General features: G+C 56.0%; 12 protein-coding genes. 6 read left to right on the top strand and 6 right to left on the bottom strand.

The genetic code is table 11. The annotated features are described in order from the left end of the window. Positions 1–79: 79 nt before the first annotated feature. Positions 80–550: a transcriptional regulator ArgR gene (argR, locus tag DEO48_RS24175; RefSeq protein WP_023309388.1), complete on the bottom strand. Its 471-nt coding sequence runs from the start codon at positions 548–550 to the stop codon at positions 80–82. Positions 551–947: 397 nt separating this feature from the next. On the opposite strand from argR, the gene mdh reads away from it, so the two are divergent. Next, entirely contained in the window at positions 948–1,886 is a 939-nt protein-coding gene (mdh, locus tag DEO48_RS24170) for a malate dehydrogenase (RefSeq protein ID WP_023309387.1), read from the top strand. 57 nt (positions 1,887–1,943) lie between these two features. Here mdh and degS read toward each other — a convergent pair whose 3' ends face one another. The 3 genes from degS to zapG all read right to left on the bottom strand — a co-directional run bounded on the left by degS (position 1,944) and on the right by zapG (position 5,040). Continuing rightward, a complete protein-coding gene (gene degS / locus DEO48_RS24165) occupies positions 1,944–3,011 on the bottom strand; it encodes an outer membrane-stress sensor serine endopeptidase DegS (RefSeq protein ID WP_023309386.1) in 1,068 nt (355 codons plus the stop codon). Between the two features lie 91 nt (positions 3,012–3,102). After that, positions 3,103–4,470: a serine endoprotease DegQ gene (gene degQ, locus DEO48_RS24160; protein WP_023309385.1), complete on the bottom strand. Its 1,368-nt coding sequence runs from the start codon at positions 4,468–4,470 to the stop codon at positions 3,103–3,105. A gap of 171 nt (positions 4,471–4,641) precedes the next feature. Further along, positions 4,642–5,040, bottom strand: a complete 399-nt coding sequence (zapG, locus tag DEO48_RS24155; RefSeq protein ID WP_109846512.1) for a Z-ring associated protein ZapG — start codon at positions 5,038–5,040, stop codon at positions 4,642–4,644. A gap of 189 nt (positions 5,041–5,229) precedes the next feature. On the opposite strand from zapG, the gene zapE reads away from it, so the two are divergent. From zapE to sspB, 5 genes are all read left to right on the top strand, one after another. Further along, a complete protein-coding gene (zapE, locus tag DEO48_RS24150; RefSeq protein ID WP_109846511.1) occupies positions 5,230–6,354 on the top strand; it encodes a cell division protein ZapE in 1,125 nt (374 codons plus the stop codon). 287 nt (positions 6,355–6,641) lie between these two features. Continuing rightward, the gene (rplM, locus tag DEO48_RS24140; protein ID WP_006178824.1) at positions 6,642–7,070 is read left to right on the top strand and encodes a 50S ribosomal protein L13; all 429 of its coding nucleotides are present in this window, start codon (positions 6,642–6,644) and stop codon (positions 7,068–7,070) included. A gap of 15 nt (positions 7,071–7,085) precedes the next feature. Next, entirely contained in the window at positions 7,086–7,478 is a 393-nt protein-coding gene (gene rpsI / locus DEO48_RS24135) for a 30S ribosomal protein S9 (protein WP_003860436.1), read from the top strand. A 308-nt stretch (positions 7,479–7,786) separates the two neighbouring features. Continuing rightward, complete coding sequence (gene sspA, locus DEO48_RS24125) at positions 7,787–8,425, top strand: stringent starvation protein SspA (RefSeq protein WP_014885418.1); 639 nt, start codon at positions 7,787–7,789, stop codon at positions 8,423–8,425. A 5-nt stretch (positions 8,426–8,430) separates the two neighbouring features. Further along, positions 8,431–8,928, top strand: a complete 498-nt coding sequence (sspB, locus tag DEO48_RS24120) for a ClpXP protease specificity-enhancing factor (protein WP_024906337.1) — start codon at positions 8,431–8,433, stop codon at positions 8,926–8,928. Positions 8,929–8,956: 28 nt separating this feature from the next. Here sspB and gltD read toward each other — a convergent pair whose 3' ends face one another. Both gltD and gltB read right to left on the bottom strand, forming a co-directional pair. Beyond that, positions 8,957–10,375, bottom strand: coding sequence for a glutamate synthase subunit GltD (gltD, locus tag DEO48_RS24115; RefSeq protein ID WP_023309377.1), 1,419 nt, complete (start codon positions 10,373–10,375; stop codon positions 8,957–8,959). Between the two features lie 9 nt (positions 10,376–10,384). After that, complete coding sequence (gene gltB, locus DEO48_RS24110; RefSeq protein ID WP_109846510.1) at positions 10,385–14,845, bottom strand: glutamate synthase large subunit; 4,461 nt, start codon at positions 14,843–14,845, stop codon at positions 10,385–10,387. Positions 14,846–15,010: the final 165 nt, after the last annotated feature.

The following is a 15,010-nucleotide window of genomic DNA, read 5'->3' as shown; positions in this document are numbered from 1 at the left end:
AAGTAAAGGGCAGTGGAAACGAGGGAGAAACGCAGCGGAAGCAGAACGATCCCCGCAGCGGCGCTACGGGGAGAGGGGATTAGAGTTCCTGTTCGAACAGTACCAGAATGGCTTCGTGGAGATCTTTCACGGAGAAACCGCTAGCCGGTGTGGTAAAGATGGTGTCATCACCGGCGATAGTCCCGAGGATACCTTCCGTTTTACCCAACGAGTCCAGCATGCGGGCAATCAGCTGTGCTGCACCAGGGCTTGTGTGGATCACCACGACGGCGTCGTTATGATCGATATCCAGAACCAGGTTTTTGAGCGGGCTGGAGGTGGTCGGCACGCCAAGTTCTGCCGGCAGGCAATAGACCATCTCCATCTTGGCGTTACGCGTACGCACCGCGCCAAATTTCGTTAACATGCGGGAGACTTTCGACTGGTTGATGTTATCGAAGCCTTGTTCCTGCAGCGCCTGAACAATTTCTCCCTGAGAACTGAATTTCTCTTCTTTGAGTAGCGCCTTAAAGGCCTTTACTAATTCTTCTTGCTTAGACGAGCTTCGCATAAGTCACCCGGAATATGACGATAGAAACAACATTATTATGCATGTGGATGAATTTTTATGCAAATTATCTACTCAGCGCCAGGCTGAAATAATGTTATGAAAGGGAGTGATTTTATCAGATTTCGTTATCAGAAAACATGCCTGGGTCACGCCGCGCAAATAAGCTTAAAAGTAAATTAAATGTTATCAAAATGATGTTGTTTTGGTGGCGGGGCAGGGTGTATTGTAACCACCTCTTAATGCGTTGCCCTCTGTCGTCAGATAGTCTTCTGGTGAGAGATAAAGTCGCGTGACCTCAAATTCTTTAGCTACGAAAATTGTAATTATTTACTTGCTGAATTATGGTCGCCGCAACGGATTTACAGATACTTAAGTTAACCATAATAAGGAGTTTAGGATGAAAGTCGCAGTCCTCGGCGCTGCTGGTGGTATCGGCCAGGCGCTTGCCCTACTACTGAAAACCCAACTGCCTTCAGGCTCAGAACTCTCCCTGTACGATATTGCTCCGGTAACCCCAGGTGTGGCGGTTGACCTGAGCCACATCCCGACTGCTGTAAAAATCAAAGGCTTCTCCGGTGAAGATGCACGTCCTGCGCTGCAGGGTGCCGACGTGGTGCTGATTTCTGCAGGCGTGGCGCGTAAGCCAGGCATGGATCGTTCAGACCTGTTCAACGTCAACGCGGGCATCGTGAAAAACCTGGTGCAGCAGATTGCAGAAATCTGCCCGAAAGCATGCATCGGCATCATCACTAACCCGGTGAACACCACCGTGGCTATCGCGGCAGAAGTGCTGAAGAAAGCGGGTGTTTACGACAAAAACAAACTGTTCGGCGTAACCACGCTGGATATCATCCGTTCCAACACCTTTGTTGCTGAGCTGAAAGGCAAGCAGCCAACAGAAGTGGAAGTACCGGTAATTGGCGGTCACTCTGGCGTCACCATCCTGCCTCTGCTGTCGCAGATCCCAGGCGTGAGCTTCACCGAGCAGGAAGTGGCTGACCTGACTAAACGTATCCAGAACGCGGGCACCGAAGTGGTGGAAGCGAAGGCGGGTGGCGGTTCTGCAACCCTGTCTATGGGCCAGGCGGCTGCGCGTTTTGGTCTGTCACTGGTTCGCGCTCTGCAGGGCGAGAAAGGCGTTGTTGAATGCGCTTACGTTGAAGGCGATGGCGAACACGCTCGCTTCTTCTCCCAACCGCTGCTGCTGGGTAAAAACGGTATCGAAGAGCGTAAATCCATTGGTACGCTGAGCGCGTTTGAACAACACGCGATGGAAGGCATGCTGGATACGCTGAAGAAAGATATCACCCTGGGCGAAGAGTTCGTTAACAAGTAAAACGAACCGTCTCCCGGTAAAAAAAACGGAGCTTATCGCTCCGTTTTTTTATGCCTGTCAGTTAGTGGCCGGGTATTCCTGAATCGTCACGTGCAGCGTCAGTTTCTTATCGTTGCGCATGACCTCAACAGGGATGATAGAACCCGGGCGAATTTCTGCCACCTGATCCATCGTCTCCAGCGCAGAGACCGCTGGCGTGCCGTTGACCGAAACAATCACATCGTTTACCTGAATCCCCGCGTTAGCCGCCGGACCACCCGGTGCCACCTCGTTAACCACGATGCCCTGAATCTGATCGATACCGCCGCCCTGGGTATGCATCGGTGCAATTTCGCGCCCGCCGATACCGATATAGCCGCGGATCACGCGTCCGTCGCGGATCAGTTTATCCATAATTTTGGTCGCCAGCTGGAACGGAATGGCAAAGCCGATCCCTTCCGGCGTCTCACCGTCGTTACTTTTATCGAACGAGAGGGTATTGATACCCATCAGCTCGCCCAGCGAGTTCACCAGCGCCCCGCCGGAGTTACCGTGGTTGATGGAGGCATCGGTTTGCAGGAAGTTCTGCCGCCCGGAGGGGTTCAGACCGATACGACCGGTCGCGCTAATTATCCCCTGGGTGATGGTCTGGCCCAGGTTGTAAGGGTTACCGATAGCCAGTACGACGTCACCAATATGCGGGGTACGTTTACGGTTGATCGGGATGACCGGCAAACCGCCCGTGGCATTAATTTTCAGCACGGCCAGGTCGGTCAGGCTGTCAGAACCAACGAGTAACGCCTCAAACACGCGGCCATCCTGCAGAGCGACGATGATCTGGTCGGCATCGTTAATCACGTGCTTGTTGGTAATAATGTAGCCGCGCTCGTCCATGATCACGCCGGAGCCGAGGGTGCGGATCTCCAGCTGGTTATGGGCTGAGGTATTCAGGCCTCGGTTATAGACGTTAACCACGGCAGGTGCGGCACGGCGGACGGCCTGGTTATAGGTGGCCGGCGTTTCATCCGTGCTATCGAACTGGGGAGCCGACAGTTTATTGAACTGACGTAAAGACGGCAGCGCCAGCAGCAGCAGGCCAGCGACAATCAAACCGATGACAGTAGAACGTAAGAGCTTTAAAAGCATGATGCGCGTGTCGTTAAAAAAGGAACGATTTGCAGCATAACATGAGTTATCCGGACATCACACGCAGCGGTGATGTCCGGGTCGCAAATGCTTAGCGCAACAGAATATAGATGGACTCATTGCCACGCATGACCTGCAGGGCAATAACCGCCGGTTTGCTTTCCAGCACCTTGCGCAGTTCGGCAATAGACTGCACGCGGTTGCGGTTGACACCGATAATCACGTCATCCTGATGCAATCCGGCCTGTGCGGCAGGGCTGCTCTTCTCAACGGTATCGATGCTAATGCCTTTCGTGCCGTCCTTCAGCTGCCCGTCGCTTAACGTAGCCCCCTGTAGCGCCGGGGCGATAAGCTCCGCACTGGCCGAGGATGAGGTGCTCTTATCCAGCGTCACCTCAACGTCAAGCGGCTTACCGTCACGTATCAGGCCCAGCTTCACTTTGGCGCCAGGTTCCGTCGTGGCAATCCGTGAACGCAGTTCTGCAAAGCTGTTCAACGGTTTGTCGTTCAGGCTGACGATCACATCCCCTGATTTCACGCCCGCTTTTGCCGAGCCGGAGTTTGGCAGCACTTCACTGACAAACGCCCCGCGCTGTACGTTGATATTGAACGCTTTTGCGATATCCGCGCTCATCTCCATACCTTTAATACCCAGCAGCCCGCGTTTGATTTCACCGAACTGGATCAGCTGCTGCGCCAGGGTTTTGGCCATATTGCTGGGGATAGCAAAACCGATCCCGATGCTGCCACCGCCCGGGGCCAGAATAGCCGTGTTAATCCCAATCAGCTCGCCGTTAAGGTTAAGCAATGCTCCGCCGGAGTTACCACGGTTGATTGATGCATCGGTCTGGATGAAGTTTTCCAGCCCTTCCAGGTTGAGGCCGCTGCGTCCCAGCGCCGAGACGATCCCGGAAGTAGCGGTCTGCCCTAAACCAAAGGGGTTGCCTACAGCGACGGCAAAATCGCCGACGCGCAGTTTGTCGGAATCCGCTATGGCAATCTGGGTCAGGTTGCTTGGGTTTTGTACCTGCAGCAGCGCGATGTCGCTCTGGTCATCGCCGCCGATCAGTTTGGCATCAAATTCACGGCCATCGTTCAGCTGGACGCTGATCTTATCGGCCTGGCTGATGACGTGATTGTTGGTCAGGATATAGCCTTTTGCCGCATCAATAATGACGCCAGAGCCCAGGCCTTCAAAAGGCTGAGCCTGCTGGTCGGGAGACTCATCGCCAAAATATTTTTTCAGTTCTTCAGGGACGCGTTGGCTTTGTACTGCGGTGCCCTCAACCTGAACGCTGACGACCGCAGGCAACACTTTTTCCAGCATTGGCGCGAGGCTTGGAATGGCCGCCTGGCCAGGCACCTGGGAAGGAATAGCGGCAAATACAGGGACGGACGCCGAGAGAGATAACCCGACACTTAACGCGATAGCGCTCAACAGCTGGTTTTTTTTCTTCATCGATGTTGACTCTCGTAACCTGGAATAAAGGAAAAACGGCCCTAAAAACACGTTGATGTTATTGAATTTTAAACCGCTGAACAATGAGGTGTTTAACTAAATGATAGCTGGGGTCATCAGGAAAGGACGGGCGCAATCGCTGCGCCCGTAAAATAAATTCAGGTTGTGCGATTAATCGCGTTTTACACCGCCGCGCAGCAGGCCGGACGCGACATCGGAATAGTCGCGAGGCATCTGAACGGGCGCCTGATCGTTACCGGCTTCAGAGTCAGCCAGACGGTTGCGAAACGGGTTGGTTTCCGCGGTCATTTCCGGCAGCAGGCTGCTGGAGCTTTTTGCCATATGTTGATACAGCTGACGATAGTCGGTTGCCATGTTGTCCAGCAGCTCGGCGCTACGGGCAAAATGGCTGACCAGCTCTTCACGATACTCTTCCAGCTCGGCTTTGTTCTTTTCCAGTTCGTACTGCAGTGACTGCTGCTGACGCAATTTGCGATTACCGAAACGCATGGCCACAGCACCGATGACGATGCCGACGACTAAACCGATTAGCGCATATTCCCAGGTCATGAACTTCTCCCGTTGTCTTGTTGTTCCGTAGGGTGTTGGCTCGGCTCCTGCCTGTGCCTGATAATGCCACTATAACCGCTATTTCTGCAGAAGTGGAATCCTGACGTATCATCGCGTAGTGTAGAACGGCCTTTTTTTCATCAGTCACGTCTGCTGGTGAGCGTTAATTGAAGGAATAACAATAAGATTATGCAAAACCTGTCCCCTGCATCGCGATATCAACTGGCCCTTAACGAGGGCACTCATCAGCCTGATGACGTTCAACGTGAGGCGGTAAACCGTCTGGAGATGATTTATCAGGAGCTCACGGAAAAACCCGCTGACGTTGAACAGAACGGTGGGCTAAAGGCGGCGTTTGGGCGGTTGCTCGGTAAAAAAACGCAACAGGCTCACGCGCCGGTGCGCGGTTTATATATGTGGGGCGGGGTCGGTCGCGGAAAAACCTGGCTGATGGACCTGTTTTATATGAGCCTGCCTGGCGCACGTAAGCAGCGTCTGCACTTCCATCGTTTTATGCTGCGGGTGCATGAAGAACTGACCGCACTGCAGGGCAAGAGCGATCCGCTGGAGATTGTGGCCGACAGGTTCAAAGCTGAAACGGACGTGCTCTGCTTCGACGAGTTTTTTGTGTCTGACATCACCGATGCAATGCTGCTAGGCGGCCTGATGAAAGCGCTATTTGCCCGCGGGATCACGCTGGTGGCCACGTCGAATATCCCGCCGGATGAGCTTTATCGTAACGGCCTGCAGCGGGCACGCTTCCTGCCCGCCATCGATGCCATCAAGCAGCACTGCGATATCATGAACGTCGATGCCGGTGTCGATTATCGTCTGCGCACGCTGACCCAGGCGCACCTGTGGCTCTCGCCGTTAAATGCAGAGACCACCCGCGAGATGGATACACTCTGGCTGGCGCTGGCGGGAGAAAAACGCGAGCACGCCCCGGAACTCGAGATTAACCATCGACCGCTGCCCACGCTCGGCGTCGAAAACCAAACGCTGGCGGTCTCCTTTACGACGCTCTGCGTGGATGCCCGCAGCCAGCATGACTACATTGCGCTTTCGCGTCTTTTCCACACCGTGATGGTGCTGGACGTGCCGGTGATGACGCGGCTGATGGAGAGCGAAGCACGGCGCTTCATTGCGCTGGTGGACGAGTTTTATGAGCGCCACGTCAAGCTGGTGGTCAGCGCCGAGGTACCTTTATATGAGATTTACCAGGGAGAGCGGCTGAAATTTGAGTTCCAGCGCTGCCTGTCGCGTCTGCAGGAGATGCAGAGTGAGGAATACCTGAAGCTGGAGCATATGCCATAAATGCCACCCTCTCCCTGGGAGAGGGGCTGGGGGTGAGGGCTCCAGACCGCACATCACTCACCCCCGAAAAACCCATTCCAAATCACATTTAAGGGTCGATCTTTGACCTCAACTTCTCTATAATCTTGCGACCCCACGTTACGAGAAGGTTTTTTTCCCGAAACTTTCTATGTGTCGGCATGTGCTATTCGAAGGGGTAGGTTTGCCGGACTTTGTCGTGTGAACCTCAACTGACTAAACGTTTGGGTGTTCACCAACGTGTAACTTATTATTTGGGTAAGCTTTTAATGAAAACTTTTACAGCTAAACCAGAAACCGTACAGCGCGACTGGTATGTTGTTGACGCGACCGGTAAAACTCTGGGCCGTCTGGCTACTGAACTGGCTCGTCGCCTGCGCGGTAAGCATAAAGCGGAATACACTCCGCACGTTGATACCGGTGATTACATCATCGTTCTGAACGCTGATAAAGTTGCTGTAACCGGCAACAAGCGTACTGACAAAGTGTACTATCACCACACTGGCCACATCGGTGGTATCAAAGAAGCGACCTTTGAAGAGATGATTGCCCGCCGTCCTGAGCGTGTGATTGAAATCGCGGTTAAAGGCATGCTGCCAAAAGGCCCGCTGGGTCGTGCTATGTTCCGTAAACTGAAAGTTTACGCAGGCAACGAGCACAACCACGCGGCACAGCAACCGCAAGTTCTTGACATCTAATCGGGATTATAGGCAATGGCTGAAAATCAATACTACGGCACTGGTCGCCGCAAAAGTTCCGCAGCTCGCGTTTTCATCAAACCGGGCAGTGGTAAAATCGTAATCAACCAGCGTTCTCTGGAACAATACTTCGGTCGCGAAACTGCCCGCATGGTAGTTCGCCAGCCGCTGGAACTGGTTGACATGGTAGAAAAACTGGATCTGTACATCACCGTTAAAGGTGGTGGTATCTCCGGTCAGGCTGGTGCGATCCGTCACGGTATCACCCGCGCTCTGATGGAGTACGACGAATCCCTGCGTTCTGAACTGCGTAAAGCTGGCTTCGTTACTCGTGACGCTCGTCAGGTTGAACGTAAGAAAGTGGGTCTGCGTAAAGCACGTCGTCGTCCACAGTTCTCCAAACGTTAATCCATTCTGCTTACGCAGAACGATTGGCGAAAAACCCGCTTCGGCGGGTTTTTTTATGGATAATGCGCAGGTTATCCACAATATCCATGCATATATCTTCTCTTTTTCCACATTTCCAGAATCCCCTCACCACAAAGCCATCAAAATCTGGTAAACTATCATCCAATTTTCTGCCCAAATATCGGTGAATACTCGATTTTTGTTCGTTTCTTGAACAATGTGTTTTCTCTGGGATGGGCGATACAACATCTGGCTAGCCCCTGTTGGGCTGGTAGCAGTAAAAATTCTGAATATACCTGGAGGTTTTCATGGCTGTCGCTGCCAACAAACGTTCGGTAATGACGCTGTTTTCTGGTCCTACTGACATTTATAGCCATCAGGTTCGTATCGTGCTGGCCGAGAAGGGTGTCAGTTTTGAGATCGAGCATGTGGAAAAGGATAACCCGCCTCAGGATCTGATCGATCTCAACCCGAGCCAAAGCGTACCGACGCTGGTGGATCGCGAGCTGACCCTGTGGGAATCCCGTATCATTATGGAATATCTGGATGAACGTTTCCCGCATCCGCCACTGATGCCTGTTTACCCTGTCGCGCGTGGTGAAAGCCGCCTGTACATGCAGCGTATCGAAAAAGACTGGTACTCGCTGATGAACGTGATTACCAGCGGTTCCGCTTCTGAAGCTGACGCTGCACGTAAGCAACTGCGTGAAGAGCTGCTGGCAATCGCCCCTGTGTTTGGTCAGAAACCATTCTTCCTGAGCGATGAGTTCAGCCTGGTGGATTGCTACCTGGCACCGCTGCTGTGGCGTCTGCCGACCCTGGGCGTAGAGTTCAGCGGCCCTGGCGCGAAAGAGCTGAAGGGCTATATGACTCGCGTATTTGAACGCGACTCTTTCCTGGCATCTTTAACTGAACCGGAACGTGAAATGCGTCTCGGCCGAGGCTAATGACTGTGGAAATGTCACAACTTACCCCACGCCGTCCTTATCTGCTGCGCGCCTTCTATGAATGGCTGCTGGATAACCAGCTCACGCCGCACCTGGTTGTGGATGTGACGTTGCCGGGCGTGCTGGTTCCAATGGAATACGCGCGTGACGGGCAGATCGTACTGAACATTGCGCCGCGTGCGGTGGGTAACCTGGAGCTGGCAAACGATGAAGTGCGCTTCAACGCGCGTTTCGGCGGCGTGCCGCGTCAGGTTTCCGTACCTCTGGCAGCTGTGCTGGCTATCTACGCGCGTGAAAACGGTGCGGGTACCATGTTCGAGCCGGAAGCGGCGTATGATGAAGATGTTGCCAGCCTGAATGATGACAACGCATCCGATGAGCGCGAAAGCGACACGGTGATGTCACTTATCGATGGTGATAAACCCGATCATCACGACGACAATGACCCTGATGACGATCCGCCTCCGCGCGGTGGTCGTCCGGCTCTTCGCGTCGTGAAATAAAAACAGGCCCAATCGGGCCTGTTTTTTTTTACACTTCCAGGTAGTTCAGGATCCCGTCAGCCGCTTTACGGCCTTCGGCAATCGCCGTTACCACCAGGTCAGAACCGCGAACGATATCACCACCGGCGAAGATTTTCGGGTTGCTGGTCTGGAATGCGTTGTCGCTGCCTTCTGGCGCAATCACGCGGCCCTGCGAATCCAGCTCGACGCTGTGCTTCGCCAGCCATTCCATGCTGTGAGGACGGAAACCGAACGCCATCACTACGGCATCGGCCGGGATCACGTGCTCCGAACCGGCTACGATCTCGGCGCGACGACGGCCTTTCGCATCCGGTGCGCCCATCTCAGTGCGCGCCATCTTCACTCCGCTCACTTTACCGTTGGCATTCACTTCAATACCCAGAGGCTGGATGTTGAACTGGAACTCCACGCCCTCTTCACGCGCGTTTTTCACTTCGCGTTTAGAGCCCGGCATGTTCTCTTCGTCACGACGATAGGCGCAGATCACGTGTGCCGCATTCTGACGAATGGAGGTACGCACGCAGTCCATCGCGGTATCACCGCCGCCCAGCACCACCACGCGTTTGCCTTCCATGCTGACGAACGGCTCATCGGCGGTTTCGCCGTAGCCCATGATCTGCTTGGTGTTGGCAATCAGGAACGGCAGCGCGTCGTACACGCCCGGCGCATCTTCGTTCTCCAGACCGCCGCGCATGGACTGATAGGTGCCCACGCCGAGGAACACGGCGTCGTAATCCTTCAGCAGGTCGTCGAGCTGCACGTCGCGGCCCACTTCCACGTTCAGTTTGAACTCAATGCCCATGCCGGTGAAGATTTCACGGCGACGGGTCATGACCTCTTTTTCCAGCTTGAAGGCAGGGATACCGAAGGTCAGCAGGCCGCCGATTTCCGGATGGCGGTCAAAGACCACCGCCTTCACGCCGTTGCGGGTCAGCACGTCCGCACAGGCCAGGCCCGCCGGGCCTGCGCCGATGATTGCCACGCGCTTGTCGGTTTGCTTCACGCCGGTCATATCCGGACGCCAGCCCATCTCGAACGCTTTATCGTTAATATAGCGCTCGATGTTGCCGATGGTCACCGCGCCGAACTCGTCGTTCAGCGTACAGGAACCTTCGCACAGACGGTCCTGAGGGCACACGCGGCCGCACACTTCCGGCAGGGTGTTGGTCTGGTGAGACAGCTCGGCGGCTTCAAAAATACGCCCTTCGTTGGCCAGCTTCAGCCAGTTCGGGATGTAGTTGTGTACCGGACATTTCCATTCGCAGTAAGGGTTACCGCAGGACAGGCAGCGGTCTGCCTGTGCCTTGGCCTGGCCTTCTGAAAACGGCTCGTAGATTTCAACAAATTCAATTTTGCGGATCTTCAGCGGTTTCTTTGGCGGATCAACACGCTGCAGGTCGATAAACTGGTATACGTTCTGGCTCATCTGAATTCCTTACTGCGCCTGCACGCGCAGCTCTGCTGCGCTACGACTACGGTGACCCAACAGGGCTTTAACATCGCTGGACTTCGGCTTAACCAGCGCGAATTTCGCAGAGAACGCTGGCCAGTTCGCCAGGATCTCTTCGCCGCGCGAAGAACCGGTATGCTGCACGTGTTCGGTAATCAAGCCGCGCAGGTGTTCTTCATGGATAGCCAGCGTATCAACGTCCAGCACTTCCACCAGCTCCGGGTTCACGCGTTTGCGGAACTCGCCGTCTTCGTCCAGGACGTACGCAAAACCGCCCGTCATGCCCGCGCCGAAGTTCACGCCGGTTTTACCCAGAACGCAAACAATCCCGCCCGTCATGTATTCACAACCGTTATCGCCAATGCCTTCCACCACGGTGATAGCACCGGAGTTACGCACCGCAAAACGCTCGCCCGCACGGCCTGCTGCAAAGAGACGACCGCCGGTCGCGCCGTACAGGCAGGTGTTACCGATGATGCTGGCTTCATGGCTGCGGAAGGCTGAGCCGACCGGAGGACGCACCGCCAGCAGACCGCCTGCCATGCCTTTACCGACGTAGTCGTTGGCATCGCCGGTCAGGTACAGCTCAACGCCGCCTGCGTTCCATACGCCGAAGCTCTGACCCGCGGTACCGCTGAAGTGCGCGGTAATGGGATCCGCTGCCAGCCCCTGGTCACCGTGCGTTTGCGCGATGTAGCCGGAGAGGGAGGCGCCCACGGAGCGGTCGGTGTTGCGGATATCAAACCAGAACGTTTTGCTCTGCTTGTCGTCCACGTACGGTTTCGCCTGCTGCAGCAGCTGCGCGTTCAGCACGCCGTTATCGAACGGCGGGTTGTTCTCGGTGCAGTAGACCGCTTTGCCAGGGTGCGGCTGCGCGGTTTCCAGCAGCTTGCTCAGCTCCAGCTTCTGCTGCTTCGCCGTGAAGCCTTCCAGCTCTTTCAGCAGGTCGGTACGGCCAATCAGGTCCACCAGACGCTTCACGCCCAGCTGCGCCATCAGCTCGCGGGTTTCGCGGGCGATGAACTCAAAGTAGTTGGTCACTTTGAACGGCAGACCGTGATAGTGGTTCTTACGCAGCTTCTCGTCCTGGGTAGCAACGCCGGTTGCGCAGTTGTTCAGGTGGCAAATACGCAGGTATTTACAGCCGAGCGCAACCATTGGGCCGGTACCGAAGCCGAAGCTTTCCGCGCCGAGGATCGCCGCTTTAATGATGTCGAGGCCCGTTTTCAGGCCGCCGTCCACCTGCAGACGGATCTTGTGACGCAGACCGTTCGCCACCAGCGCCTGCTGGGTTTCTACCAGGCCAAGCTCCCACGGGCAGCCCGCGTATTTCACGGAGGAGAGCGGGCTTGCGCCGGTACCGCCGTCGTAGCCGGCGATGGTGATGAGATCCGCATAGGCTTTCGCCACGCCGGTAGCGATGGTGCCGACGCCCGGTTCGGAAACCAGCTTCACGGAGATCATCGCCTTCGGGTTGACCTGCTTCAGGTCGAAAATTAGCTGGGCTAAGTCCTCGATAGAGTAGATATCGTGGTGCGGCGGCGGGGAGATCAGCGTCACGCCCGGCACGGAATAGCGCAGTTTGGCGATGTACGGGGTAACTTTATCACCCGGCAGCTGGCCGCCTTCGCCCGGTTTAGCACCCTGAGCGACTTTAATCTGAATCACGTCGGCGTTCACCAAGTACGCAGGCGTCACGCCAAAGCGACCGGATGCCACCTGCTTGATACGGGACACTTTGTTGGTGCCGTAACGCGCCGGATCTTCACCGCCTTCGCCGGAGTTGGAGTTGCCGCCGATGCTGTTCATGGCTTCCGCCAGCGCTTCGTGGGCTTCCGGGCTCAGCGCGCCGATGGACATCGCCGCGGTATCGAAGCGTTTGAACAGCTCGGATGCAGGCTCAACCTCGTCAATGCTGACCGCTTCATCACCCGGGTTCAGGGCAATGAGGTCGCGGAGCGTTGCCGCCGGGCGGTTGTTTACCAGCTCAGCGTACTGCTGGTAATCGCTGTATTCACCGCTCTGAACCGCCTGCTGCAGCGTGCGCACCACGTCCGGGTTGTAGGCATGATACTCGCCGCCGTGAACGTATTTCAGCAGACCGCCCTGATCCAGCGGCTTACGTGCCAGCCAGGCGCGTTTGGACAGGTTCACCAGATCCTGCTGGAAGTCAGCAAAACCGGCGCCGCCGATGCGGCTGACCACGCCCTGGAAGCAGAGGTTGGCGACCTCGTCATGCAGGCCGACCGCTTCAAACAGCTTCGAACAGCGGTAGGAGGCAATGGTCGAGATGCCCATTTTAGACATGATCTTGTACAGGCCTTTGTTGATGCCGTTACGGTAGTTCAGCATCACCGCGCGGTAATCTTTGTCGATCGCGCGGGTATCCACCAGACGGGCCAGCGTTTCGTAGGCCAGGTACGGGTAGATCGCCGTCGCGCCAAAGCCTAACAGCACGGCAAAGTGGTGCGGATCGCGGGCGCTGGCGGTTTCCACAATGATGTTGGCGTCGCAGCGCAGGCTCTTGTCGACCAGACGCGTCTGGATAGCGCCGACCGCCATCGGGGCAGGCACCGGCAGACGGTTTTTCGCAATATTGCGGTCGGACAGCACCAGCAGAACGGTACCGTTACGCACCATCTGTTCGGCTTTGTCACACAGCGCATTCACCGTCTCTTCGAGGCTCGCTTCGGTCATGTCGAAGGTAATATCGAGCGTGTCGGCGCGGTAGTGCTCCTCTTTCATGGTGGTGAGCTGTTTGAAATCGGAGTACAGCAGGATCGGCGATTTAAAGGTCAGACGGTGCGCCTGGCCTTCGGCCTCGCAGAAGACGTTCATCTCGCGGCCGATGCTGGTCGCCAGGGACATCACGTGTGCTTCACGCAGCGGATCGATTGGCGGGTTAGTCACCTGCGCGAACTGCTGGCGGAAGTAATCGTAAATGATGCGCGGCTGGCTGGAGAGCACGGCAAACGGGGTATCGTCCCCCATAGAGCCGACCGCTTCCTGGCCGTTTTCACCCAGTACGCGAATAACAGAGTCCAGCTCTTCCGCGCTGTAGTTAAACTGTTTCTGGAAGCTCGCAAGCGTGTCGTCGTCCAGTTCGCGACGACCCACTTCTTCATCCGATAAATCTTCGAACGGCACGAGGCGACGGACGTTCTTCTCCATCCACTCTTTGTACGGATGGCGGCTTTTTAGATCGTGATCGGTTTCGGCAGAGTGCAGAATGCGCCCACCGCGGGTGTCGATCACCATCAGCTCGCCCGGACCGACGCGGCCTTTTTCGACCACTTCATCAGGCTGGTAATCCCAGATACCGACTTCAGAGGCGCAGGTGATGAGCTTGTCTTTGGTGATGACGTAGCGCGCCGGACGCAGACCGTTACGGTCCAGGTTACAGGCGGCGAAGCGGCCGTCGGACATGACGATGCCCGCCGGGCCGTCCCACGGCTCCATGTGCATGGAGTTAAAGTCGAAGAACGCGCGCAGCTCGGGGTCCATATCCGGGTTGTTCTGCCAGGCCGGTGGTACAAGCAGACGCATGGCGCGCACGATGTCCATCCCGCCCGCCAGCAGCAGTTCCAGCATGTTATCCATTGAGCTGGAGTCAGAGCCGGTTTCGTTCACGAACGGCGCGGCATCGTGCAGGTCAGGGATCAGCGGCGTCTGGAACTTATAGGTACGGGCGCGGGCCCACTGGCGGTTACCGGTGATGGTGTTGATCTCGCCGTTGTGCGCCAGGTAGCGGAACGGCTGAGCCAGCGGCCAGCGTGGAACGGTGTTGGTGGAGAAGCGCTGGTGGAACAGACAAATGGCCGATTCGAGACGCAGGTCCGCCAGGTCCAGGTAGAAGCGCGGCAGGTCAGCCGGCATACACAGACCCTTATAGATGTTCACCAGGTTAGAGAGGCTACAAACGTAGAACTCTTTATCGTCCTGGAGACGTTTTTCAATGCGGCGGCGGGCAATAAACAGACGGCGTTCCATATCACGCGGACGCCAGCCCGCAGGCGCGTTGACGAAAATCTGTTCAATACGAGGCAGCGAGGAGAGGGCGATTTCACCGAGCACCCCTTCGTTAGTTGGCACATTGCGCCAGCCGACAATCGACAGGGTTTCACGCTGAAGTTCTTCTTCGACGATGCGGCGTGAGGCGGCAGCCTTTTCAGGATCCTGGTTCAGGAACAGCATGCCGACAGCGTAGTTTTTGGCTAAACGCCAGCCGCGCTCTTCCGCCACGATGCGGAAGAAACGATCCGGTTTTTGCAGCAGCAGGCCGCAACCGTCGCCCGTTTTACCATCGGCAAGAATCGCGCCACGGTGCTGCATTCGGGCCAGTGCGTGAATAGCAGTACGCACTACCTTGTGGCTAGGTTCGCCTTCTATGTGGGCGATCAGGCCGAAACCACAGTTATCCTTCTCAAGGGATTTATCGTACAACATATCAGTGAACCTCCCCAGGCTCGTCGGGCTTCCCACTGAACTTTACCGTGGCGCACAGGCACAGAAAGAGCATGGCGACGGGGTTTGCGTTTCATACGCGGACCTCGCATTCGCCCTCTTTTTCATCCTTTCGCGCAGGTAAACAAGTTTGAGGACTTGCTTCAG

It is taken from the genome of Enterobacter sp. CGMCC 5087, from assembly GCF_003144775.1.
In the GTDB taxonomy this organism is placed as follows: Bacteria; Pseudomonadota; Gammaproteobacteria; order Enterobacterales; family Enterobacteriaceae; genus Enterobacter; species Enterobacter cloacae_M.
Note: the sequence above shows the minus strand (reverse complement) of the source record. Positions and strands in the feature narration are given on the sequence as shown.

Bases quoted from the DNA above. Each gene is read 5' to 3' on its own strand.
- argR (WP_023309388.1), bottom strand. From the start codon at position 550: ATGCGAAGCTCGTCTAAGCAAGAAGAATTAGTAAAGGCCTTTAAGGCG.
- mdh (WP_023309387.1), top strand. From the start codon at position 948: ATGAAAGTCGCAGTCCTCGGCGCTGCTGGTGGTATCGGCCAGGCGCTT.
- degS (WP_023309386.1), bottom strand. From the start codon at position 3,011: ATGCTTTTAAAGCTCTTACGTTCTACTGTCATCGGTTTGATTGTCGCT.
- degQ (WP_023309385.1), bottom strand. From the start codon at position 4,470: ATGAAGAAAAAAAACCAGCTGTTGAGCGCTATCGCGTTAAGTGTCGGG.
- zapG (WP_109846512.1), bottom strand. From the start codon at position 5,040: ATGACCTGGGAATATGCGCTAATCGGTTTAGTCGTCGGCATCGTCATC.
- zapE (WP_109846511.1), top strand. From the start codon at position 5,230: ATGCAAAACCTGTCCCCTGCATCGCGATATCAACTGGCCCTTAACGAG.
- rplM (WP_006178824.1), top strand. From the start codon at position 6,642: ATGAAAACTTTTACAGCTAAACCAGAAACCGTACAGCGCGACTGGTAT.
- rpsI (WP_003860436.1), top strand. From the start codon at position 7,086: ATGGCTGAAAATCAATACTACGGCACTGGTCGCCGCAAAAGTTCCGCA.
- sspA (WP_014885418.1), top strand. From the start codon at position 7,787: ATGGCTGTCGCTGCCAACAAACGTTCGGTAATGACGCTGTTTTCTGGT.
- gltD (WP_023309377.1), bottom strand. From the start codon at position 10,375: ATGAGCCAGAACGTATACCAGTTTATCGACCTGCAGCGTGTTGATCCG.
- gltB (WP_109846510.1), bottom strand. From the start codon at position 14,845: ATGTTGTACGATAAATCCCTTGAGAAGGATAACTGTGGTTTCGGCCTG.